Consider the following 25,174-nt stretch of genomic DNA (forward strand, 5'->3'; position numbering starts at 1 on the left):
AGCATGGCTTTGAATGCCATATTGTTTTCTAATTTGGGTAATTGATGAACTACCTTGCTCAACTTCTCTAACGATTTGAAGTTTTAAGGACATGCTGTAATCTCGCTGGGTGCGCTTTACATAATTCTTGTATTCTTCCATAACGATTGTTTTTGTGTATCGCTATTTCAGGACGGGACAAAGTTATTTTTAAAGAGGCTGTCCAGAGTAAGGACAGCTTTTTTTTTTGCAAAAAAAATTAATCCAATAATCCGTATTCCACTGCATATTTTACTAATCCCGCCGTATTTTTTACGTTAATTTTTGACAGTAAATTTCTACGGTGAGTATTAACAGTATTTAAGCTAATATTTGTTTTTTCAGCAATTTCGTGACCCGTAAACTCTTGAGCAATGAGAATTAAAATTTCTTTTTCTCGAAAGCTTAATTCAGTAATTTGTAGTGTTTCACTTTTTACTTTAGCATTGTGTTCATCGTTTTTTAGTTTTACTTCTTCACAAAAATAGTTTCCTCCTTTTTGGATGGTATTGATAGCAAGCAAAAGTTCTTGTTTTTCAGCATTTTTTAGTAAATAACCATCAACTCCCATTCTAGTTAATTTTGCTATCATTTGTGTAGTACTATGAGTACTTACGATAAGGATTTTGATGTTTGCAAATTGTTGCTTTATAATTTTTGTAACTTCAATTCCATCCATTTCAGGCATACTAATATCAAGTAGAATAATATCAGGAATTGAACTTTCTAGTATTTTTAAAATTTCATTACCGTTTGAAGCCTTCCCTAAAATGCTAATATTTTCTTCATTTTCTAATAATGAAACAACACCTTGTATAAACATTGTGTGGTCATCAGCAATAATGATTTTTATTTTTTCCATAGTTACTTCTCGATCTTAAAATACTATTTTGTTAATGAAATGTCGATATTTATGATAGTCCCTCGATTGATTATTGAATCAATTTCCATTGAACCAGAAATAGTATGTAAGCGTTCTTTAATATTTTTAAACCCAATTCCGATTTTTTTCTTTTGAGAATCAAACCCAATTCCATTGTCTTCAAACAAAATATTGAGCTTATCTTCAAAATGATTGATTTGTAAATCAATTGTAGTTGCTCTTGCGTGCTTTAATGTATTGGTCACTAATTCTTGAATAATCTTATAAACCTCTATTTGTAAATGATTAGCAATTAAGTCTATTTTTGGTTTAGGATAAGCCGTAAAAGATGTTTTTAAATGGTCTATTTCGGCTAGATTTTTCAAATATTCTTCTAGTATATTTGAAAAATTATTTTGATTAAATTTTTCTGGAATTAAGTTGTGAGATAAATCTCGAACTTGTTTATAGGTTTCATCTAATTGTTTTTGGATGTTATGAATACTATCTACGTTTGTGGTTACTGAGTTTAGTTGCAGTTTTATTGCGGCTAGATTACCACCAATACTATCATGTAGTTCTTTGGCTATTTTTGTTCTAGCCTTATTTTGTCCTTTTATTGTAGCTTTTATCAATTTCAATTCTTGGTCCTTTACAAGCGACATTATTTTTTGCTCACTAATTGTTTTTTCTTTTATGTTTAACAAACGTTGTGTTTTTAGTTTTTGATAGTATAAAAACAGTAATCCAATGATTGGTAAAATAACGGCTAAAAACGAATAAAAAGTTATTTTTTGGGTTGATTTTTGCCAATCAATTTCGGCTAATTTTAGCTGCTGATCTTTTTTAAGTGAGTTAATTTCCATAGCTTTTTTTTGATAAACACTATGCAAACTTAAGATCTTATTTTCATGCCTTTTTTTGATGATTTCCTTTTGAAGATTAAGAAAAGCAAGCACTTCTTCTTTGTTTTTAATTTCTAAAGCATTGGCTTTGTTTTCAATTTGCAATAAACGTATTTCTTTTTCTTTTTGCCAGGTTTTGAATTTTACTTCCAATTCATTAATTTCTTTATCCTTTTGGAGTTGAGCAATAGAATCTTTTATTTTAGATTGCTTATTGGCATATGCATAGGCACTTTTGTAGTCATTTTGTAGTAAAGAAATTTCTTTCATGTTGTTGTAAATCTCTCCCTGTTCTTTAAGGTAACCAAGATGTATAGCATCTTTTAAGGCATTGGTGAAAATATTTTTGGCTTCTTCAGCTTTTTTATTTTCTAAGAGAATTATTCCAAGACTAAGTTTCGCGTTGATTGCAATTTGGGGTAATTCATTTTCATCAGCTATTTGAATAGCTTCATTGAATAAAGTAATAGCTTCTTCTGTTCTATTTTGAGACAAATAATTAGAGGCTAAACTATACGCAATAACTGCCTTGGCTTGAAAATCATTCTTCTTTTCACATATTTTTTTTACCCTATTAAGGTACCAATTTGATTTTTCGTAATCTTTTAGTATGCCATATATATCACTTATATTGATGTAACTCCCAATGATTAGTTCCTCATCTCCTTTATAATTTAAGCATTGTTTGAATAGTTTTAAGGCATTATTATAATCCTCCAAGCTGCTATAAATAAGTGCTAAACCATGTAAGTGCGTGTAATATAAATCTGTTTCATTGAATTTTTGTGATACCTCAATCCCTTTGAGGTGCCATTTTTTGCTTTCACCAAGAAGACCTCGTTTTTTGTTATTTATAGCTAAAAGGTTGTAGCCTAGAGAAGACAGTCTGTAACTAAGCGAATCATTTTTGCTTTTGCTAAATTTTAAAGCCTGATTAGTGTAGAAAAGGGAAGAATCAATAAGGGATCGTTTATTAAAGTAATATGCTAAAAGCAAATTTGTGTTTGGCAGGTTTGATTGTGTTTTTGATGTCTTTAATAAATGATGGGCAATTTTATATGCTTTTTTATCTTCGCCATTATTCATTAATCCATAGGCATTTATAATGATTTTCTTTTCTTCTAATTCAAGAAGAGTACTTTTGGAAGATTCTTTTTTAGTACTTGTTTTTTGAGCTTTTACTGCACAGAAAAAACATAAGAAACTTATAAAAATAATTCTTTTTAATAGTTGAGGCATGAGCAAATATATTCATTTTTGTTTCAATATAAAACTGATTTTTTTAAAATTATTGGTATAGATACTACTTTCAGAGTAAATTTTATTTTCATAATTTGAACTCTTGTTTCTATGTCTTGTAGCAGCACAATTTTGCTCACCACACGAGTCGTCCCGCTGTACGTTTCAATCTCTTATGCCGAACCCCGGCACAAGAGGATTTTCACTGCCATCGGGGCTAGGCGAGTATATTTTGTTTTCATAATCAAATGCATAGATCATATAAAAACAAAAACTACAAAATACCGCAACGGTTACTTTGTAGTTTTTTTATCCCTTATGAAAAGGCAATCATCCTAAAGATAGTTATAGTAAAAAGTAGTGAGACTTTTATCGCGTTTACGGAGGGCAACACGATTTATAATGGAATAAAGTCATTAACGTTCGCGCAGCTTTTTAAGGGAATACTTTGTCGAGCGGGTTATGAGTTCATATCATATTTCATTACTTTTTTTTCTTATTCTACTTAGAGTCTCTGGCTTTACTCCAATACACGAAGCAATATACTGCAATGGAATTTGGTCAATTATTTGAGGATTTTCAGCAATTAAATTATTGTATCTTTTAGTTTGAGAATCTAAAATAAATGAGAATTCTCTTTTTTTACCTTTGATATAAATGTGTTCATATAGCTTTAAAAATAATCTACTTATATTTTGGCTAGTTTCCATCAATTTTTCAATTTCTCTGAAATTGGCTTTATAGCAATCGCAATCGGTTAATGCTTGTATATTAAAGAAAGTAGGAGTTAGTTTCCGTATTGAAAACAATTCGGCATATATGCATGGACTGAATAAAAATTTAGTTGTAAACTCTTCACCCTCTTTTAGATGATAAACCCTAAAGGTTCCTTTATTGAAAAAATATAAATCCTTAACAAAGGTTCCCTCAGTTAAAACATGATCCATTTTTTTAATATTCATAGGATGGAATAATGCTTCTAAATCTGAGAACTCTTTTTCATTGAGTTCCGCAAAATAGGAAGTAAATAATTTTAAGTTTTCCATTTCTACAGTTCTTTAAAAATTCGATTTTTAATTCTGCTTAAAGTTTCTGGTTTAATGCCTAAATAAGAAGATATATATCGTTGTGGAATTTCTGCAATTACTTTTGGACGTTCACCAAATAATTTTACATATCTTTCTTGAGGTGTATCAAAAATGAAAGAATGTTGTCGCATTACCCCAAAAAGATATAAATGTTCTAAAAATTTAAAAAAAACTGATTCTATATTTGGATATTTATCAATTAAACTGTCGAGGTCAGAAAATTTTGCCACCATGCAATTGCAGTTTTTTAATGCTTGAACATTCATTTGGGTTGGTAAATTACTTCTCACTGCTACAAAATCAGTCATCATTGTAGGACCAAAGTAGAAGTTAGTAGTAATTTCAGTGTTTTCTTTATTATAATAGCCTCTCATAATCCCATCATTAATATAGTAAATATGAGATATCATGTCATTTTCTAAAAAAAGATGGTCTAATTTTTTAATACTTATTGGAGTAAAAATAGCGAAAAAAGCTTCTAATTCTTGCTCGCTTAATTTGGCAAATCTTGATAAAAAAAATCTTAAATTATCTATCATTTCTAATCTTTAATTAAATAAATAGTTAAACAATACAACTTTAATTGAACATATAATCATCTTCAAAGATCATTTCAAAAAAACATTTATGTTTTTCTGACTTTTCATTTAATCTTATAATGTCCTCAAAATTAGCCATAAATACATTAGATTCTTTAACGGTTACAAAATTTCTAGTTGACTCTTTTCTTTTAAGTAGAGCATCTATATCTGAAAAAAAGATAGGATTGAAATAAAATTTTATATTGTATATATTGTTGTTATTCTCAATGTATGATTTTAAAACACCGCTATCTAAAAAATAGATATATGATACTTGTTGATTTTTTTTGATAACGATATCATTTTCATTAAATGATATAGATGTAAATAAACTAGCCAATGTAAATAATTCAGTAGAATTAAACTCTACATATTTTCTGGTAAATTGTTCTAAACTATGCAGCATGATATCAGTTTAAAGGATTAAAAATTTAGAATTTGTATCGTATTTGGTACTTACAAACTCTAAACCAAACAAAATCAAATTGAAACCAACTAACTTTAAAATTGATATCTATAGCCAAAATCTGGTTGAAACCCAATTTGGTCTATTTGATTTACTTGCTGTGTTAATCGATTATAATCTTTTGTGAAAACATTACTATTGTTAGTTATATTCTGAAAATCTACATAAAATTGATGTGAGCTTTTCTTTTTGCTACTGTTCAATTTGATCCCAAATTTCAAGTCAAGTCTTAAATAAGCGTCATATTGTTCGCTATAAGCATTGGTGTCATCTCTTATTTCATATCCAGCTGCTTGCGAAGCTGCCAAATCAACAGGCGTAAAATATCTTCCTCCAGCAGTAGTGAATTTTGTATTGATTGTAAAAACATTCTTTTTTGCTTTTCCAATCTTGAACTCTTTTCCCGCTAAAGCATTAATTACATATCCGTTATTGAAAGGAGAGTTTCTTTCTATTCCATCACTTCCAGTATATTTACTTTCAAAAAGTGAAGTAGTAAAAAGTAAATTATATCCTTTATTGAAGAATTTTTCTAAAGTAAATTCCACACCTTGATTAAAACCTGTACCAGTGCTTACTAAAGAATTTTTATCTACCGTAAATCCGAAACTTGCACCTTCCGTAAGCGAAGAGTAGCTTGATGGAGTTTTTTCAACCGCTGCTTTGTCAATAGCCTGATAATAAACTTCCACTTTGGCTCTCCATTTGTCGGCAAAACGCAAATCATATCCCAATACATAATGAGCACTTCTTGTCATATCTAAGTTTCTATTGCTCTGAACGATATTTTCACCAATGTTTTCATTTAAAAATAAAAGTGGCGCAGTTACATTTTGATGGTGCAAACCATAACCAATATTTACGGAACTTTTGTCATTAATGGCATACGTTAAAGCCGTTCTTGGTTCAAAAACAAATTCTTCATTCAAAGAAAAGTATTGTCCGTGTAAACCAGCATTAAAGGTTAGTTTTTCAGTTAATCTGAATTGTCCCATAGCATATGGTTGCACAATAGAGTAAGAACCATCATTATTAATTAAATTGACAAAGTCAGGTTGTCCATCACTATCATTATCTTCTTGTCGATCTCTATCGAATAATGTATTTTCTAATGTAAATCTTTCTAATAACAAACCAGCTCTAAATGTGAATTTTTTTGAGATCTTAGAATTGAAAAGTGTTGAAAATGTCATTCTGCTTTCAGAGTTGTCAACTTCTGTGTATCTTAATTTAAATTCTGTAGGTGTATCCAAATTAAAATAACGGTCTTCCTCATAGGTATTTGCAGAAGTAGATCCACTTATTACGGTTTTTAGGTATGATTTTGAGCCAATATCAATAGTATGTTTCAATCCAACAACACCAAAATTAGAAGTCACAAATGCATCTTCATCTCGTGTGGCAAATAAATCATCGCTAGAGAGTTCAACATCATCACCAATTAAGTCAATGTTTGAATTTCCGAAAATTCCAAAAACCGAAAAATTCCCAAACTTGCCTTTCCCAAAATCAACATTAAATGAAAAATCATTGTAATTTGGTTGTGCAGTTGTTCCAGCCAATCCTAATGGACCAACTATTCCGTAACGGCCTGCAACTAGAAATGAACCACCTTTTTTTCCTAATGGCCCTTCCGCCATTAATTCTGCACCAGGAAATGCGGCTACTCCAACAGAATACTCATATTCTTTGTTGTTACCTTTTCTAAGCCCTAAATCAAAAACACCTCCAATTGCATTACCGTATTCAGCAGGAAATGCAGAGGTAATAAAATCAGAGTTAGCTAATAGATTTGGATTTAATGCAGAAACCGGACTTCCTGTTGTTCCTAAAGTTGCAAAGTGATTTGGACTAGGAATTGGAATTCCTTCTAATCTCCAAAGTAAACCAGTAGGCGAGTTACCTCTTACAACAATATCATTTCTACTATCATCAGCAGTAGAAACACCTGCAAAGTTTGAAGCCAATCGTGCTACATCACTCCTTCCACCTGCATATCTATTAACCTCCTCTGGAGAAAATTGTCGTACTGATATTGCAGCTAATTTATTGATGGACTTTGCTTTGTTATTACCATCGCTTACAACAATAACTTCTTCTAAAGTGTCAAATTTTTCAACTAAAGAAACTGAAATGATAACCTCTTTTCCAGTAGTTACATCAATATCTGGAACTGTCGAACTTTCATAGCCAAGATAGGTTACTCTTATGGTTTGCCTTCCCAAAGGAACATTCGTTAATTCAAAATTTCCCTTACCATCTGTTATACTACCTTTACTTGGGGCACTTAATAATTCAATAGTAGCGCCTGCAATACTTTTTTCGGATTGCTTATCTGTAATAGTTCCTCTAATTATGCCAGTTTGAGCCAAAGAGAGTAAACTAAATAGAGATGAGAATAAAATAAATAGTTTTTTCATTTATCTAGTTTTTTAATTTGAGACAAACTTATAGTAACAAGTTTTAATCAAAATTGACCAAAGTCAATAAAATTAATAAGATGAAAAGCTATCCCCGATCTCTCGGATATATAAAAAATCTCTCATGTACGCTTGTAAATCCATGCTGTCTTGTTTAGAAAGCTGCTGGGCGTCATCTTATCTTTATCACACCATGAGCCTTCAATATGATTTATACTTGAACTAGCAGCATTATATTTTAGTAAAGCAAAAACTTGGGGTGTAAAATAAATTTATTAGCTATTGTATTGATTTGTATATATTTGTCGTTAGTACTTTGGTGTTTTGTAGTACAAATTAATTATTGAAATCATTTTTATGGGAAGCAATACATTCTCCAGGCGTGCATTATTTGCTAAATTATTGAAAAAGTTACCGGTGAATACTCAGGTAAAAGATCCTTTATTCGAAAAATATTCTCGGAAAATTTTCAAAGGTCGTCGTTATTCCTCATTAACAAATGCTAAAAATCCGGCAAGTGCTAAATTGGGATCCGAAACGGAGCGAGTAATCAACGTTAGCAGCGGTCTTAAAACGTATGCTGGCCCATGGACTACAGTCGAAGCTTTGCATTTACTGAAAAGAACTGGTTTTGGTTTCAAGAAGACTGATGTTGATACACTACTTGGACTTTCCGTGACTAAAGCTGTAGATTTGATTTTAACCGTAGATGCTACACCTCCTACGCCTCCTGTCAATCATTACAACAATGAAGAACCAGATGAAAATGGTCTGCCATATGGAGCAGATTGGACCAATGATGCTTTTGTTACAAATGATATTGGAGGAGACACGAACGCAAATCGAACAACTGGCCTAAGTGCTTGGTCATTAGGCTTAGCTTTTAATCAAGATATTACCATTCGAGAAAAAATGGTGCTTTTTTGGTATCATTTTATTCCTATTGATTTTGAGTTTATAAAGCAATCTTCTAATCAATTTAGCAATACCAATTCGGCTAGAATTTGTTATAAATACATGAAAATGTTTCGCGATAATGCCACAGGAAATTACAAATCTTTGATTCGTAAAATGGCAACGCAACCCGCAATGATGTTTTATCTCAACAATCAAGCGAATACCAAATCGGCACCCGATGAGAATTTTGCACGGGAAATCATGGAACTTTTTACCTTGGGCAAAGAAGATGGGAGTTTATACGGAGAGCCAGATGTTATTCAGGCTGCAAAAGTACTAACTGGTTGGCGTGTACAAAACTTAAACACCATCAACGAAGCTACCAATTTTGTAGCCAATTTACACGATACGAGTACCAAACGTTTTTCGGCTTTCTTCAACAATACGGCAATTGCTCCAACTGGTGCCGATGAATTGGATGTATTTATTGATATGATTTTCTCTAAATCAAAAGTGGTTTCGGAATATATTTGCCGTCGTTTGTACCGCTTCTTTGTGTATTATGATATTGACGCTGCTATTGAAACGAACGTAATTGTTCCTTTGGCTCAACATTTTGTGGCCAACAATTGGGAAATTTTACCGGTTTTGGATAAGTTATTCAAAAGTGAGCATTTTTATGATATGGCCAATCGTGGCGTTTATATCAAATCGCCTTTGGATGTAATTGTGGGTACCATGCGTACCTTCAACATGAATTATAATGTAGCCGATACCACCAATTATGAAGCGCAATACGATCTTTGGAACAAGTTAAATATGGCTATGTACGGTATGCAGCAAGCTATGGGCTCCATACCTAGTGTGGCAGGATGGCAAGCATTTTACCAAAAACCAAGTTTTCATGAATATTGGATCAATTCCAATTCAATTCAACGACGATATGCCCTAATCGAATATTTTTTTTATGGTTTTGATGTTGAAAAAAATGGTTTAACCACCAGATTAGAAATAGATGTAATAGCCTTTGTGAAACAGTTTCCCGATACCATTTGCGAAGATCCCAACTTGTTGATTAATGAATGCATCAAATATTTAGTACCTATTGATTTTAGTGTAACAGCCAAAAACGCAATAAAAACGCAAACGCTGTTAACGGGTCAAGATGCCGATTATTATTGGACTGGTGCTTGGCGCTCTTTTGTTCAAAATCCTACCGACATGAATCAGCAGATCGTAAAAACCAGATTACGAAGTTTATTACTTACCATCACAGAATTTGCCGAATATCAATTGATGTAGTTTTTGAACTATTTCATAACAATAAAGATTAGAAACTTAGCCCCTTACTACTCAACATTATCTTTAGCACTAAATAATCTACATTAAAATGGAAAGAAGAAAATTTATAAAGACAACGGCAATTGCTTCGACAATTCCTTTAGCCTTTAATCATATACCAGTTATGGCTTCGTCTCAATTCGAGAGCGAAAGTCTTCAGCTACTAGCGAGTGCGGCAGCAGGTTGTGGAAAAATATTAGTTATTATTCAGATGAATGGCGGGAACGATGGCTTAAACATGGTTTTACCTAGAGATAAATGGGGTGAATTGACCAATGCCCGTGCCAATATTTTAATGAAGGAAACCGATGTTTTGCCGCTGAATTATAACGAAACAACGGGTTTACATCCGGCCATGAAGGAAATGCAAGAGCTGTATAACAACGGCAAAATGCTGATAGTTCAAGGAGTTTCCTATCCTAACCCCAGCTATAGTCACTTTAGAGCCACCGACATTTGGTTTACAGCATCAGACAGCGACAAAACGCTATCGTCTGGTTGGCTTGGTAGAGCGTTGGATACAGCATATCCAGATTTTCCAACCGCTTATCCCAATGCTGATATGCCCGATCCATTGGCGATTCAAATAGGTTCTACATTGCCTTTTTCCTTGCAAGGACCAAAAATAAACATGGCCTATAGCGTTCCGAAACCCGAAGATTTATTGAATGTGATTAATGCGACCACTGATCCGGCACCCAATTCTGATTACGGCAATGAATTAACTTTTCTGCGCTTGATGAAGGATCAAAGTAACGCGTATAGGGAAGCTATTCAAAAAGCTTATAATGTACCCAAAGCACATACAGGGAACTACCCAAATAAAAATGGGTTGGCCGATCAATTGAAAATTGTGGCAAGATTAATTAATGGAGGATTACAAACACCAATTTATGTTGTCAATCACCCGAAAGGTTTTGATAGTCACGAAGATCAGGTTTTAGAAACTGATAAAAAATTAGGACGACATGCGGAAAACTTAGGTATTTTGTCTTCGGCTATTGGGGCATTTCAAGAAGATTTAAAGCAGATGGGAAAAGCAGAACTAGTTACTGGTATGACCTTTAGTGAATTTGGACGTAGAATTAAAAGTAATGACAGTGCTGGGACTGATCATGGTTCTGGAGCGCCGGTACTCTTTTTTGGCGCGGCATTAAATACAGGGAGGGGTACAGTAGAGGGAACACCTAATCCTGTTTCGGGTATGATAGGTACGTCTCCCAATTTACCTCAAAATGCAACCGTCAACGATCAAGTGCCTTTTCAGCATGATTTCAGGCAAATTTATGCCACCATCATGCAAGATTGGCTTTGTATGACAGAAAAACAATCTGATGCGGTTCTGGGAGGTTCCTTTGAGAAACTCCCCATTTTTAATTCGAACAAATCCTTTTATTATTCGAATACTCCTTTCATGAGTATTTTTCCTAATCCTAATACTGGCAATCAAATCAATATCCAATTTTATAATTTTATAAATGGTATAGTAGAAGTAAGTATTTATACTTTATTAGGACACAAATTGTTTAGTAAGTCGTTTCCAATAGATGGCGATATACTTAGCTTTACTTCCGAAATATTTCTTGCCTCTGGAACATACATTGTACAAGTACCTTACAATGGGAAAAAATACAATGCCAAGATGATAGTGATGTAATTGTTTTTGTTTAAATTTTCTTGAGCGCTTGTTTGTATAATTTGCAGTTGTGAGTATTTTGTTTATTTTTTACCATCAGTATGATAAAGGTGGCTCTACAATTTTCATATCATGTTCTTCAAAGATTTTAGTGGCTATCTCTGATTTTGATTTCGTGTTGAGGTTTAGAATTGCTCTAAAGTAATTTTCCATCTTTTCTTAGGGTTGAAAAAGAAATATCATTTTCCCCGTCGTCGATAATTGTACGAAAGTATGAGGAATATTTCTTTGCAAGAAAATAATTTCTCCCGTTTTGAGTTGATAGCATTCCGACCCTACTTGAAAGAGATAGTCACCACTTACAATAAATAAAATTTCATATTAAATTTATAATATGTTATAAATGAGGTGTTTGTTTTGTTTGTTGTGTTCATCTATTTACTTAGTTTCTTACATAAACACTTCTTTTATATTGATTTATTTTTGTCTTCACTAAAAAATTAGTTGAAATATTAATTAATTAGTTTTGCAACTAATTAATTAGTAGTTATATTTGTCGAAAGATTTTTATACTATGATAAAATTAGCTAAACGAGAAGAACAGATTATGCAGGTCTTTTGGGATTTGAAGAAAGCCTTTATTAGAGATATAATTCCATTGCTGCCAGACCCAAAACCGCATTACAACAGTGTGGCAACCATTGTGAAAATATTGGAAGAAAAAGGATTTTTGAATCACGAAACCACTGGGAATATGCATTGCTTTTTTCCAGTTATCAGCAGAGAGGAATATCAGCATTTTGCGCTGAAAGATGTCGTTAGTCAATATTTTGATAATTCGTATCCCCGAATGCTTGCTTTTTTTGCCAAAGAGCAAAATCTTACCGAAAAGGAATTGGATGAAATTGTAAACATCATTAAAAAAGATAAAGTATGATACCTTATATTTTGTATACAGCTTTAATTCTTTCTGCTTGCCTTTTGTTTTATAAATTGCTTTTACAGAAAGAAACGTTCTTCCACTTGAACAGATTTGTCTTGCTTGCTTGTATGATTTTGGCTTTCATTTTGCCATTGCTTCCTATTCCGCAGCAATTATCCTTGCGAAAAGATACCCTAGAAAAGCACGCTCCTTTGGTGAAAATGGCTGTAGACAAAAGTCCAACCTTGGAGCCAAAAGCAGCGTCAGTTCAGGAAGTTATTGTCGAACAGGCCAAACAGACTTTTGATGCGGACTTGTTGCTGCAATGGCTGGTGTATTTGTATTGGTTTGGTGTACTGCTATTTGGACTTAACTTTATAATGCAGGCTTGTGTGTTGCTGTACAGAGCGTATTCTTTATCGGCAATTCAGGATGGGAAATTCCGAATTGTAGAAGTATCAGGTGACAAAGCCCCTTGTTCATTTGCTAACAATATTTTTATCAATCCCGAAAAGTACGAGTGGGAAACGTACAATCAGATTTTGCTGCACGAAAAAATACATATTGAGCAGAAACATACTATTGATTTATTGCTTGCCGAAGCTGTCATTATTTTTCAGTGGTTTAATCCTTTTGCCTGGCAATGGCGAAAAGCATTGGAGAGTAACCTTGAATTTTTGACTGATAGCGAAATGCTGCAACAGGAAACTGTTGAAAAGGAAAGTTATCAGTTTAGTCTGCTCAAAGTGGCGGCACCCCATTTTCCGTTGAGTCTTACAACTAACTATAATCAATCATTAATCAAAAAACGAATCATTATGATGAATTCAAAAAAATCAAACGTAAACACTACTTGGAAATATTTTTTCCTTTTGCCTTTATTGGTTTTGTTTGCCTGCCTTTTTAATCAGCCAGTAGCGCAAGGACAAACTCCAGGTCTAAATGAATTGCCTAAAGTGCAATCCAACATTCAAAACGGTATGGATACAGAAGGTAGCTGGTTTGCAGTTATCAAAGGTGCTACCGTACATATTCAGTTTAGGAATGGCGATGACGATAATTCTTCCACTACTTTTCAGTTGAGTGAATTGACAGGATTTACAAAGGATATGAAAGGCGAGTTTACCATAACACGCGAGGCAGGTACTATGAATTTCGAAGGGAAATTTGAAGGAAACAATGGAATGGGAAGCTATACCTTTAAAGCCAATAAAAATTTCAACACAGCAATGGCTCAAGAAGGAGTTTCTGTGGGAACTGAAAGTGATCTTATGGCTTTCTTTATGGTAAACGTAAAAATTTCATACGTAAAAATGCTGAAGAAAAACGGTTACAAGACTATTGACAAAGATCAGTTGATTCCTTTGGCTGCTTTGAATGCAAATGAGGCGTATATTGCTTCTATCAAAGAGGCTGGAATTCCTGATTTTAACTTGGAAGACTTGATTCCTTTTAAATCAATGGGTATTGATAAAGCTTTTATAGATGAAATCCGCCAAGCAGGCTATAAAAACATTACTGCTGAAAATATTATTGCTTTAAAATCTCAAGGTATTAATGGTAAATTCATTACCGATTTTCATAATGCAACCAATGGAAATGAAAAAGATGAGGACAATATCATTGCATTCAAATCTTTAAATATTGATGCAGCGTTTATTGATTCTTTTAAAGCTATAGGATATACCAATCTTTCGAATGATGATCTTATAGCCTTGAAATCGTTAAATATTACTCCAGCATTTATCCAAGAGTTTGAAAAAGTGGGGTATAGTAATCTAAAACCAGATGATTTATTTGCGTTGAAATCGCTAAATATTACTCCAAAATATATCGCCGAATTTGAAAAGATAGGATATAAAAATATCAAACCTGATGATTTGTTTGCTTTAAAATCACAGAATGTAACTCCCAATTTAATTAGCGATTACAAAAATCTAGGTTTTACGGATTTGGATTTAGACGATGTTATTGGAGCAAAAGCTATGGGAGTTTCGCCAGCCTTTGTTAAATCGATGAAAGAAAAGGGGCATAATTTTAAAACCCTTGAAAAGTACATGCAATTGAAAGCTGTTGTTGGTACTAATTAAATATTAGTTTTTTAACTGTACACGACTGCAAATGCAGTTTTAATGCAGAATATTTAAGTTGTAAGACTAAAGATTAAGTAAGCCCAAACCGCAAGGAATGGGCTTTTTATGTTCTTGTCCTACGTAAATTTCTAAAGATATACAGGAAAGGTTGGGAGACTTTTATTGAGTTTATAAATGTAAACACGATTTAAAATTGCTGAAATGAGTGACTTTCTCCTAGCACATAGTAACGCCATACTTTCTTCGTAGTAATAGGGTAAATTAGATTTTTTGAGGGTTGTTTTTAAAAGTGTACTTATATTCCTTACTATTCTTTATTCTTTAGATTATGGACTTCATAGCACCAAAAGGACTCTTCGTGTCATAATACTGTATTTCTTCAGAAATCTAAACTAGTTTTATGAAAGAAATTAAACGGAAGCTAGCCCTTTTAGCGTCTATTTTTTTAAATGCTTTGAGAAACTAATTCCATTATAGTCACTGCGGATTCCGAAAAGCCTATAGAGTAGGAAAAACAAAATAAACAGACAACAATGATCAATTATGCCTTAACTCCGTTTACAGTACAAAGTGGTTGGATTCCCAATCCTTCGAGAGCTTCTTTTAGAGCTTTTTTTGAAATGATATTGGTAGCAGAACCACAAACATTATCACCAAGTGTTCAAGCTCTCAAAGAATTGATAGAGGGTGATGACGTATTATTATATTTGGCCAACAATGCTTTCAAAGAGAATGCTAATATTATTTATGCTCATCAATCTACTCAGGAAGCACCAATTCCAAGGATACCCGATTTATCGGTATTACTCAATGGATTCAATACAATACTTAATCTTGCACCACAATTTATAAATAATGATTTGGTAGGCTTACCTTTTTCGGCTTTTGTGGTAGGAATAGATGCTACTTTAGGCGGAAGTACCTTGTTTAGATTACCCATGTTTAATGAGAAGATGAAAGCCATTTTAGATGAGTGGGCGATTTATCTTGAATCATCGGCATCCAATTGGATTTTTGCCAAAGAAGGAGAGCAATGGCTTTCGGACACGGCCAAAAAACAATACGATTATCCGCTTTGGGCAAAAGATTCTGAAACCTTGCCTTATTGGAAATCATGGGATTCTTTTTTTACTAGAAACTTCAAAGATCCTCAAAAATCCAGACCAATCGCAGGACCAGGTACCAATCAGGTTGTTGTGTGTCCTAATGATGGTTCCTTGTTTTGTTGGCAACCACAAGTAAAAAAGAAAGATGTATTTTGGCTTAAAGGAATGCCGTATTCGTTAGACGATATCTTTAGTTCTACGGATCCTGAGCAAGATAAAATTATAAAAGAATATCAATTAGCAGATATGTTTGAAGGAGGATATGTTTTTCAAACGTACCTAAATCCTTATAATTTCCATCGTTGGTGGGTACCTGTTAATGGAAAAGTACTTTTTGATCCCTTAGTGATTCCAGGTTGTTTTTTCAGTAAATTGGTTTTGCCAGATTATGGAGGGGCAACTACTGCATCGACTCCTTATTTAGCCGAGGCCAATGCTCGTGGACTAATTGTTTTTGAAACACCAGACTACGGTAAAGTATGCTGTATTCCTTTGGGGATGAGTGAAGTTTCAACCGTAACCTTTGATGAGAAAATGAAAAAGGGAGCTGTTGTGAAAAAAGGAGAAGAAATGGGAATGTTTCATTATGGAGGCTCTTCTTTTGTAGTGATTTATCAAAACTTACCCGATAAGCAACTTATTTTTATGAATGATAAAGGAGATTATTATCCACAACAGCCACCACCACCTGGTAGTAGTGCCGGTTCTAGTAATTTTGGCACCAACATTGGTTCCCAAATTGGACAATGGTACTCCAAAGGTTAGCTTTTCGGAATGATTGCATATTTAATTTTATTTATTGTTTTTTTTTAATCTTTTGGTGTTGTCTTGAAGATGTCTATGTTTTATAGAAATTGTTATTTGTAAAAAAAAACTCAATAAATACAAAGCAGTTATTTATCTATTCTTTAGATTTTAAAACAAAAAAAAACAGCAACAAAACAAATGTTTGTTGCTGTTTGTGTTATTAAAAATGTTTTTCTATTGCCTAACAAATGGTGGTAATAATTGGCTAGAAACTTCTCCAAAACCAATACGAACTTCATTGTTTTTGCTGTAACCTTTTATAGTAACAGTATCATAATCGTTAATGAATTTTCGCTCACTACCATCATTCATTTGGATAGGGTTTTTACCTCCCCAAGTCAATTCTAACATAGAACCAAAGCTATCTGGTGTTGGACCAGAAATGGTTCCCGATCCCATCATATCTCCAGAATTGACTCTACATCCGTTTGAAGTATGGTGAGCTAATTGCTGACTCATGGACCAATACATATACTTGAAGTTGGTTTGTGATACGACATTTGGAACCCCATTTTTAGGAGTGATAGCTACTTCTAAATTGATATCGAATGCATGTTTCCCTTTTAATTGTAAATAGGGAAGGGGTGCAGGATTCTGTTTTGGTCCTTTGGTTCTAAAAGGTTCTAAAGCATCTAGCGTTACAATCCAAGGTGAAATAGAAGAAGCAAAATTCTTAGCCAAAAAAGGTCCCAATGGTACATATTCCCATTTCTGAATATCTCTAGCACTCCAATCATTAAGCAAAACCATTCCAAAAATATAGTCTTCGGCTTCATAAATAGGAGTGTTTTCTCCCATAATATTCACATCGGTGGTGATAAAAGCAGTTTCTAGTTCAAAATCAACTAATCTAGATGGTCCAAAAACAGGTGTTGTTTCGCCATTAGGCAAGGTTTGCCCCATCGGACGGTGAACAGGTATTCCTGAAGGGATAATCGTAGAACTTCTTCCGTGGTAGCCTACGGGTATATGTAGCCAATTTGGTAATAATGCGTTTTCGGGATCACGGAACATTTTACCAACATTGGTAGCATGTTCTTTACTAGAATAAAAATCAGTATAGTCACCAATCAGAACAGGAAGTTGCATCTCAACTTCTGAAATTTTAAAAACAACAACTTCTCTGTGCTTGGTATTGTCTTTTAATTTTGGATTAGTTTCGTTAAAAATATCTGAGATTCGGTTTCTAACCAAACGCCAAGTTTTTTTACCATCTGATATAAAATCATTTAAAGTATCCTGCATAAACATATCGTCTGTTAATTCGATACCTTCAAAATAATTGAGTTGTTGTAAAGCTCCAAGATCGATTGCGTAATCACCAATTCTAGTCCCTACGGTTACTACATTTTCTTTGGTTAAAAAAACACCAAAAGGAATGTTTTGAATTGGAAAATCACTGTCAGCCGGAACGTCTAACCATGATTTTATATGAGGATTATTTGCTGTTATTGGCATAATGTGTTAATTATATTGTTGAAAATTACACATCAAATATATTATAATCTAAGTACTAACCAAACGTTTTTTTGTATTTTTGCACCATATTAACGAAAAACAAAGAAATGCAACGCGACGAACAAATTTTTGACCTGATTCTTGAAGAACAAGATAGACAAATACACGGATTAGAGCTTATCGCTTCAGAAAACTTCGTAAGTGATGAAGTTTTAGAGGCAGCGGGTTCTGTTTTAACCAATAAATACGCTGAAGGATATCCTGGCAAAAGATACTACGGTGGTTGTGAAGTAGTAGATGTTGTGGAGCAAATTGCTATCGATAGAGCTAAAGCTTTATTTGGAGCTGAATATGCTAATGTTCAACCTCATTCAGGGTCTCAAGCCAATACAGCGGTATATCATGCTTGTTTGAAGCCTGGTGATACTATTTTAGGTTTTGATTTGTCTCATGGTGGACATTTAACACATGGTTCTCCAGTAAATTTCTCTGGACGTTTGTACAATCCTGTTTTCTATGGCGTAGATAAAGAAACTGGACGTTTGAATTACGATAAAATCCAAGAAATCGCTACCAAAGAACAACCTAAATTAATCATTGCTGGAGCATCTGCTTATTCTCGTGATATGGATTTTGCTCGTTTCAGACAAATTGCTGATAGTGTAGGTGCTATTTTGATGGCTGATATTTCTCATCCTGCAGGACTTATTGCAAAAGGATTATTGAGCGACCCAATTCCACATTGTCATATTGTAACTACTACAACACACAAAACGCTTCGTGGCCCTCGTGGTGGTTTGATCATGATGGGTAAAGATTTTGAAAATCCTTGGGGACACAAAACACCAAAAGGAGAAATCCGTATGATGTCTTCATTATTGGATTTGGCAGTTTTTCCTGGAAATCAAGGTGGACCTTTAATGCATATTATTGCTGCTAAAGCGGTAGCTTTTGGTGAGGCTTTACAAGATGAATTCTTTACTTATGCTATGCAATTGCAAAAAAATGCTAAGGCTATGGCTGAGGCATTTGTAGCTAGAGGATACGAAATCATTTCTGGTGGAACAGACAATCACATGATGTTGATTGATTTAAGAAATAAAAATATTTCAGGGAAAGATGCTGAAAATGCATTAGTAAAAGCTGAAATTACCGTTAATAAAAATATGGTTCCATTTGATGACAAATCTCCTTTTGTAACTTCAGGTATCCGCGTAGGTACTGCTGCTATTACCACTCGTGGTTTGGTTGAAGAAGATATGGAAACTATTGTTGCTATGATCGATAAAGTGTTGACTAATCATACAAACGAAGATATTATAGAGGAAGTTGCTGCTCAAGTGAATGAAATGATGAGCGAAAGAGCAATCTTCGTTTTCTAACTTTTGTTTATAAGTTAAAAGTAAAAGGTTTAAGGTTTTGATGATGTTTAAGAGCATTTCAAAACTTTAAACTTTTTTCATTTTTAAAACAACTTTAAACAATTTTTAAACTTTTAAATAATAAAATAATGGGCGTATTACGTTTACAATTACCAACCGACCCAAGATGGGTAAATATTGTTGAGAAAAATATTGAAGAAATTTTAACCGATCATGCTTGGTGTGAGCAAAAAGCCGCCACCAATGCGATAACCATTATCACTAATAATTCGGAGTATCAAGATTTAGTACAAGACTTATTGGCATTAGCCAAAGAAGAAATTGATCACTTTGAGCAAGTGCATAATATTATCATTAAAAGAGGTTTAAAATTAGGGAGAGAACGCAAAGACGACTATGTAAATGAATTGTATTTGTATATGAAAAGAAGTAGTGATGGTAGTCGTGTTTCGGGTTTAGTGGAGCGATTATTGTTTTCTGCTATGATTGAAGCTAGAAGTTGTGAACGATTTAAAGTACTTTCAGAAAATATTAAAGACGAAGAATTAGCTTCTTTTTATAGAGATTTAATGGAAAGTGAGGCAGGACATTATACTACTTTTATAACCTATGCTAGAAAATATGGAGTTGGAGTTGATGTTGAAAAGCGTTGGAGAGAATGGTTGGCTTTTGAAGAATCCATTATCAAAAATTATGGAAAGAATGAAACCATTCATGGCTAGTTTTTAAATAACCACAGACATTTTTAATTCTAATTTCAATTTCCTCGTTTATGATTACAGTTCTTCCCGCAACCGCAACCGATTTTGACACGATACGTTCTATTGCCTACGAAACATGGCCAATAGCTTATGGTGAAATTTTGTCAAAAGCTCAGTTAGATTATATGTTAGGTGCATTTTATAATGACACTGCATTAAAGGAAAGTGTGTCGCAAAGAGGGCATCATTTTGTTTTGGCAAATGAAGGAAATCAAACCTTAGGATTTGCGTCTTTTGAATGGAATTACGACCATCAAAAACAAACCAAGATTCATAAAATTTATATACTTCCTTCCGCCCAAGGTAAAGGAGTAGGGAAAGCACTCATCGATTATATCGCCTCTGAAGCGAGAAAGCAAGGTTCTCTTGCCTTGTGTCTGAATGTCAATCGATTCAATAAAGCGATTACCTTTTATGAAAAAATGGGTTTTTCTATCACTAGTGAGGTAAACATCGAGTTAGAACATGGCTACTTGATGGAGGATTATGTGATGGAACGACCAGTATAGAAGGAATCTTGTCGCTAATTTGTTTTTTGTTTTATATCAAATGCTAAGTAGAAAAAGCGTATATTTATGAGGTAACTTTCTTCGTAATAAACAAAATACCATGCGTTCACAAGTATTTGTATTAGTATCTTTTCTTTTGATACTTCTAATAAATTGTTCCAAAAAAGAATCTCAAGAAATTCAACCTACCATAAGCGATATTACCGAAAGTGTTTATGCATCTGGCGTAATTAAAGCCAAGGACCAATACATTGTTTATCCTACTGTAAGTGGGATTTTGAAAAAAACAAAAGTGGTTGTTGGTCAAAAAATCAGCAAAGGTCAATTATTGTTTGAACTGGATAGTGATAAAGCCGATTTGAATACTCAAAACGCTTTACTAGCTTATGAATTGAGTAAAAAAGATAGTCGTTACATTCAAGATAAAATTGCAGAACTGGAGTTGAAAGTTTTGGCGGCGAAAGACAAATTAATTTTAGATGAATCAATTTATCACAGGAATCAAAAAGCATTGCAGTATGAAGGAATTTCCCAAGTTGATTTTGATAGAGTAGTGCAAACCTATAAAAGCTCAAAAAGTAATTTTGAAATGGCACAAAAACAATTGGCACAATTCAAAAGTCAATTGCAAAATGACCAAAGTAAAAATGCTATCAATCTAAAAATTAGCCAAAAAAGTCAAAGCGATTTTGCTGTAAAAAGTGAATTTGACGGGCAATTGTTCGACCTGCCTGTCAAAGAAGGTACTTTGGTGACAACCCAAACACCAATTGCTACGATTGGGAAAAGCAATACTTTTATTCTTGAATTAGATGTGGACGAAAACGATATGGTTCGAGTGGTGATGGGACAAAATATCGTTGTCACTATGGATAGCTATAAAGGAACTGTTTTTGATGCAGTAGTTTCAAAAATTTATCCCATAATGGATGAGCGTTCGAGAACTTTCAAGATAGAAGCTCAGTTTGTAAAAGCTCCATCCAAGTTGTATCCTAATTTAACGGCAGAAGCTAATATCGTTATTCAAACCAAAAAAAAGGCACTCACTATTCCGAAAGAGTATCTAATAGAAGGGACTTATGTTTTGGTCAATAAAGATGAAAAACGAAAAGTAAAAGTCGGCTTAAGTGATTACAAAAAAGTAGAGATTTTAGAAGGGTTACAAGCCAACGAAACGCTTTATAAACCAAACTAATGAACTACAAACTTATCTTAAACATCGCTTTGCATTTGTTGCGCGCGCGCCTAAAACAGACAATTGTGGCAGCAATTGGGGTTACGTTTAGTATTGCTATGTTTATTGCATTGGTGAGTTTTATGAACGGACTCAATGATTTATTAGATGGATTGATGCTGAATAGAACACCTCATGTTCGCTTGTATAACGAAATAAAACCAACGGCCAATCAACCCATTGATTTGTCAGATCGCTATAAAAACACTACCAACTTTATCCGGTCGGTGAAGCCTAAAGATAGAGGGAAATCAATTTATAACGGAATTCCAATTATTAAAGCTCTTAGAGAAGACAAACGAATCATTGATGTGGCGCCCAAAGTAGTAGCTCCTGTTTTTTTTAATTCGGGAACTATTGAAATTTCTGGAGTAGTGAATGGGATAGATGTTTTGGCAGAAGAAAAATTGTTTCAAACCAGCGATTATATTATTGAAGGCAAGATTACCGATTTGGTACAAAACAATAGTATTATTATTGGTAAAGGATTGGCGGATAAAATGCTATTGATTATTGGAGACCGAATCAAAGTCACTACATCCAAAGGGAATTTGGCTACCTTAAAAGTAGTCGGGATTTCTCAAATTGGTATTGCAGAAATAGACGATACAATGTCTTATACTTCTTTAGATACCGCTCAGAAAATGTTGGGTGAAGCCACAAACTACATCACAGATATTCAAATCAAGTTGTATGATATGGCTTCTGCGCCTCTTGTGGCTAAAGAATTGCAAGCAACGTATCAATTGGATACTATCGATTATCAAACGGCCAATTCACAATTTGAGACTGGAAGTTCTGTACGAACCATTATTTCTTATGCTGTTGGGATCGTCTTGTTGATTGTGGCTGGTTTTGGAATTTACAATATTCTAAATATGATGATTTATGAGAAAATGGACAGTATTGCTATTTTGAAAGCGACTGGCTTTTCAGGAAATGACGTCAAGTGGATTTTTGTTTCGTTATCCATAATTATTGGTTTGGCTGGAGGTATTTTTGGTCTCATTTTTGGCTTTATTTTTACTTCAATTATTGATGTGATTCCTTTTGAAACTGCGGCTTTGCCAACGGTCAAAACGTATCCAATTAATTTCAATATTTTGTATTATATCATCGGAATTGTATTTGCGTTGTTCACCACGACTATTGCAGGTTTGTTTCCTGCTTTAAAAGCCAGCAAAGTAGATCCAGTAGAAATTATTAGAGGAAAATAAAATGGAAAATAAAGTACTACAAACCATCGGATTGAGTAAATATTTTTATGATCCTGTAAAATTTCAAGTATTGAAGGAAATTGACATGAGTATCAATCATGGTGAGTTTGTTTCGATTGTTGGCAAATCAGGCTGTGGAAAGTCAACGTTGTTGTATTTGCTCTCGACTATGGATACAGATTATGATGGACAATTGTTTGTGAATAATGAATTGATTACGGGAAAATCAGACAAGGAATTGGCTTTGATTCGCAATGAAAAAATTGGCTTTGTTTTTCAATTTCATTATTTGCTCAATGAATATAATGTACTTAAAAACGTGATGCTTCCGGGATTGAAATTGGCTAAATTTTCTGAAAAAGAAGTGGAGCATCGTGCAATGGAGCATCTGAAAACATTAGACATGCACGAACATGCTTTGAAGTTGCCCAATCAATTGAGCGGTGGACAAAAACAAAGGGTAGCTATTGCAAGGGCGTTAATCAATGATCCTTTAATCATTATGGGAGATGAACCTACAGGAAATTTAGATAAAAAAAATAGCGATTTAGTGTTTGATATTTTTAAGCAATTGACCCATGAGCAGAAACAGACGCTATTGATTGTAACACATGATAATGATTTTGCAGAACGTTCAGATAGAACGATAACTATGCAAGACGGTCGAATCATAAAAAGTTAATCTACTAGAATTTCGTGTTTAAAAAGTAAGCCTTTTACTTCGTTGAGACTGAAAATTGCTTTTTTGAGTTTGGTTTTGGAAGGGTCTATAGTGTAATTATAACTCGTTTTGAAATTCGCTTTGTTGGCAATAGCTTTGTCAAATTCGGCGCGGTATAGGTCACAATTGTCAAAAATACTTTCGGTTAAGTCGGTTGCCATAAAATCTACTGCAATTAAACTGCAATTCGTAAAAGTTGTACCTTTTAGTTTTAAAGTATAAAACTTTGAAAAGTCCAATACGCAATGTTGAAAATGTACTTCAAAAATTAATTTATTGCACATTGCAAAATTAACCTCTCTGATTTGACAATGGTTAAAAGTAACGGTTCGTAACGCCACGTGATTGATGTGTGCTCCATTGAAATTACATTTTGTAAATACACAATCAATAAAGGTAACATCCATAAAATTGCAAGCCGTAAAATCGCAGTTTTCAAACGTGCAACATTCGAATTCATTGTGATTTAATTCGTCTCTGTTATAAATGATTTTTTGGTAATGTTGGTCTAGATTGTAGTTTGGCATGCACAAAGGAAGTGTTTTAAAGCAAAAAACGCAATTATCAAGAGACAATTGCGTTTTTTTAGTGACCTCGACGATACAATTTCAAAATTATTTTGTGAATGATTTAAAAAAAATCAATATTAATTGATAACATAAATTTTTCAAATTAAAAAAATCGATTTGTATGTGTTGAAGTGGTTAAAGGGTAAAAAATGTTATTTCTCTAAGTTTTGATTTCCAAATTATTAATTTAGATATATGCTACCGCTTATTCTTTGAAATAGAATTAGAATCAAGATAATTTTGAAATTTAATTTTATACTGCTCGGCGATAGTAATTCTTTTAGTATTGATGAGGATTTGATTTCTTTCTATTGCTTCAATTTTATCTAACGCAACGATAAAGGATCGATGCACCCGGATGAATTTAGATTCGGGCAGTTCTTCTTCCAAAGATTTTAAACTCATTAAAGTCAGAATAGCTTTCGACTGATTAATAAGCCATATTTTGATGTAATCTTTTAAACCTTCAAAATATAAAACATCGTCAAGCTTAATTTTGAGCTGTTTGTATTCTGATTTTACAAATATAAAATTTTTGTCTGCTGTCTTATCCGAAACACTTTGCCGCTTGAGACCAAACCATTCTTTGGCTTTTAAAGATGCATTGTAAAATTCCTCGAAATTAAAAGGTTTCACCAAATAATCTAAAGCATCTGCTTTAAAACCATCCAAGGCATATTCGCTGAAAGCAGTAGTAAAAATTATTCGGGTATCCTTTGAGACAGTTTTAGAAAGTTCAATACCTGTTAATTCTGGCATTTGAATGTCAAGAAAAATTAAGTCAATCTTTTCATTGTTCAGGATTTCCAAGACATCAAAAGCGTTGCTGCATTTTCCTTTTAGTTCCAAAAAAGGCGTTTTCAGAACATAATTCAGAATCAATTCCAAAGCATATGGCTCATCATCCACAATAATACAGCTCACCTTATTATCCTGCATAAT

The 25,174-nt window shown here is 33.4% G+C and carries 21 protein-coding genes; 11 read left to right on the top strand and 10 right to left on the bottom strand.

Features of this window, described 5'->3' with window-relative positions; translation table 11 throughout:
- Positions 1-238 precede the first annotated feature (238 nt).
- The 6 genes from WFZ86_RS16235 to WFZ86_RS16260 all read right to left on the bottom strand — a co-directional run bounded on the left by WFZ86_RS16235 (position 239) and on the right by WFZ86_RS16260 (position 7,579).
- Positions 239-880: a response regulator gene (locus WFZ86_RS16235; RefSeq protein ID WP_342692901.1), complete on the bottom strand. Its 642-nt coding sequence runs from the start codon at positions 878-880 to the stop codon at positions 239-241.
- A gap of 23 nt (positions 881-903) precedes the next feature.
- Positions 904-3,024: a tetratricopeptide repeat-containing sensor histidine kinase gene (locus WFZ86_RS16240; protein WP_342692902.1), complete on the bottom strand. Its 2,121-nt coding sequence runs from the start codon at positions 3,022-3,024 to the stop codon at positions 904-906.
- Between the two features lie 473 nt (positions 3,025-3,497).
- Positions 3,498-4,070, bottom strand: coding sequence for a Crp/Fnr family transcriptional regulator (locus tag WFZ86_RS16245; RefSeq protein WP_342692903.1), 573 nt, complete (start codon positions 4,068-4,070; stop codon positions 3,498-3,500).
- 2 nt (positions 4,071-4,072) lie between these two features.
- The gene (locus WFZ86_RS16250; RefSeq protein WP_342692904.1) at positions 4,073-4,651 is read right to left on the bottom strand and encodes a Crp/Fnr family transcriptional regulator; all 579 of its coding nucleotides are present in this window, start codon (positions 4,649-4,651) and stop codon (positions 4,073-4,075) included.
- A gap of 40 nt (positions 4,652-4,691) precedes the next feature.
- Positions 4,692-5,099, bottom strand: a complete 408-nt coding sequence (locus WFZ86_RS16255) for a cyclic nucleotide-binding domain-containing protein (protein WP_342692905.1) — start codon at positions 5,097-5,099, stop codon at positions 4,692-4,694.
- Between the two features lie 95 nt (positions 5,100-5,194).
- On the bottom strand, positions 5,195-7,579 hold the full coding sequence (locus WFZ86_RS16260) for a TonB-dependent receptor (RefSeq protein WP_342692906.1): 2,385 nt from the start codon (positions 7,577-7,579) through the stop codon (positions 5,195-5,197).
- 357 nt (positions 7,580-7,936) lie between these two features.
- Between WFZ86_RS16260 and WFZ86_RS16265 the strand changes: the two genes are divergently transcribed.
- A complete protein-coding gene (locus WFZ86_RS16265) occupies positions 7,937-9,778 on the top strand; it encodes a DUF1800 domain-containing protein (protein ID WP_342692907.1) in 1,842 nt (613 codons plus the stop codon).
- A gap of 88 nt (positions 9,779-9,866) precedes the next feature.
- Entirely contained in the window at positions 9,867-11,474 is a 1,608-nt protein-coding gene (locus tag WFZ86_RS16270) for a DUF1501 domain-containing protein (protein WP_342692908.1), read from the top strand.
- Positions 11,475-11,672: 198 nt separating this feature from the next.
- Here WFZ86_RS16270 and WFZ86_RS20435 read toward each other — a convergent pair whose 3' ends face one another.
- A complete protein-coding gene (locus WFZ86_RS20435; RefSeq protein ID WP_425402884.1) occupies positions 11,673-11,828 on the bottom strand; it encodes a cupin domain-containing protein in 156 nt (51 codons plus the stop codon).
- A 199-nt stretch (positions 11,829-12,027) separates the two neighbouring features.
- Here WFZ86_RS20435 and WFZ86_RS16275 point away from each other — a divergent pair, with 199 nt between their 5' ends.
- From WFZ86_RS16275 to WFZ86_RS16285, 3 genes are all read left to right on the top strand, one after another.
- Complete coding sequence (locus WFZ86_RS16275; protein WP_315176782.1) at positions 12,028-12,390, top strand: BlaI/MecI/CopY family transcriptional regulator; 363 nt, start codon at positions 12,028-12,030, stop codon at positions 12,388-12,390.
- Entirely contained in the window at positions 12,387-14,465 is a 2,079-nt protein-coding gene (locus WFZ86_RS16280) for a M56 family metallopeptidase (RefSeq protein WP_342692909.1), read from the top strand. The genes WFZ86_RS16275 and WFZ86_RS16280 overlap by 4 nt, the downstream gene beginning before the upstream one ends.
- Positions 14,466-15,001: 536 nt before the next feature.
- Positions 15,002-16,339, top strand: coding sequence for a phophatidylserine decarboxylase associated domain-containing protein (locus WFZ86_RS16285; protein WP_342692910.1), 1,338 nt, complete (start codon positions 15,002-15,004; stop codon positions 16,337-16,339).
- Positions 16,340-16,555: 216 nt separating this feature from the next.
- On the opposite strand, the gene fahA is transcribed toward WFZ86_RS16285, so the two are convergent.
- Positions 16,556-17,839, bottom strand: a complete 1,284-nt coding sequence (gene fahA, locus WFZ86_RS16290) for a fumarylacetoacetase (RefSeq protein WP_342692911.1) — start codon at positions 17,837-17,839, stop codon at positions 16,556-16,558.
- 107 nt (positions 17,840-17,946) lie between these two features.
- Here fahA and glyA point away from each other — a divergent pair, with 107 nt between their 5' ends.
- From glyA to WFZ86_RS16320, 6 genes are all read left to right on the top strand, one after another.
- A complete protein-coding gene (gene glyA / locus WFZ86_RS16295) occupies positions 17,947-19,221 on the top strand; it encodes a serine hydroxymethyltransferase (RefSeq protein ID WP_315176224.1) in 1,275 nt (424 codons plus the stop codon).
- Positions 19,222-19,349: 128 nt separating this feature from the next.
- Positions 19,350-19,943, top strand: a complete 594-nt coding sequence (locus WFZ86_RS16300; protein WP_342692912.1) for a MiaE family protein — start codon at positions 19,350-19,352, stop codon at positions 19,941-19,943.
- Positions 19,944-19,993: 50 nt separating this feature from the next.
- Positions 19,994-20,491 (top strand): GNAT family N-acetyltransferase, encoded by a 498-nt coding sequence (locus tag WFZ86_RS16305; protein ID WP_342692913.1) that lies wholly within the window; start codon positions 19,994-19,996, stop codon positions 20,489-20,491.
- 100 nt (positions 20,492-20,591) lie between these two features.
- On the top strand, positions 20,592-21,686 hold the full coding sequence (locus WFZ86_RS16310; protein WP_342692914.1) for an efflux RND transporter periplasmic adaptor subunit: 1,095 nt from the start codon (positions 20,592-20,594) through the stop codon (positions 21,684-21,686).
- The gene (locus WFZ86_RS16315) at positions 21,686-22,942 is read left to right on the top strand and encodes an ABC transporter permease (RefSeq protein WP_342692915.1); all 1,257 of its coding nucleotides are present in this window, start codon (positions 21,686-21,688) and stop codon (positions 22,940-22,942) included. Before WFZ86_RS16310 ends, WFZ86_RS16315 begins: the two co-directional genes overlap by 1 nt.
- A 1-nt stretch (position 22,943) precedes the next feature.
- A complete protein-coding gene (locus tag WFZ86_RS16320) occupies positions 22,944-23,624 on the top strand; it encodes an ABC transporter ATP-binding protein (protein ID WP_024980758.1) in 681 nt (226 codons plus the stop codon).
- Here WFZ86_RS16320 and WFZ86_RS16325 read toward each other — a convergent pair.
- Together WFZ86_RS16325 and WFZ86_RS16330 are read right to left on the bottom strand one after the other, a co-directional pair.
- Positions 23,621-24,190 carry a pentapeptide repeat-containing protein gene (locus WFZ86_RS16325; RefSeq protein WP_342692916.1) on the bottom strand — a complete coding sequence of 190 codons (570 nt, stop codon included), beginning with the start codon at positions 24,188-24,190 and terminating at the stop codon, positions 23,621-23,623. The genes WFZ86_RS16320 and WFZ86_RS16325 overlap by 4 nt on opposite strands.
- Positions 24,191-24,430: 240 nt before the next feature.
- On the bottom strand, positions 24,431-25,171 hold the full coding sequence (locus tag WFZ86_RS16330; protein WP_342692917.1) for a LytR/AlgR family response regulator transcription factor: 741 nt from the start codon (positions 25,169-25,171) through the stop codon (positions 24,431-24,433).
- Positions 25,172-25,174 lie beyond the last annotated feature (3 nt).

Source organism: Flavobacterium polysaccharolyticum (assembly GCF_038739875.1).
GTDB lineage: Bacteria > Bacteroidota > Bacteroidia > Flavobacteriales > Flavobacteriaceae > Flavobacterium > Flavobacterium polysaccharolyticum.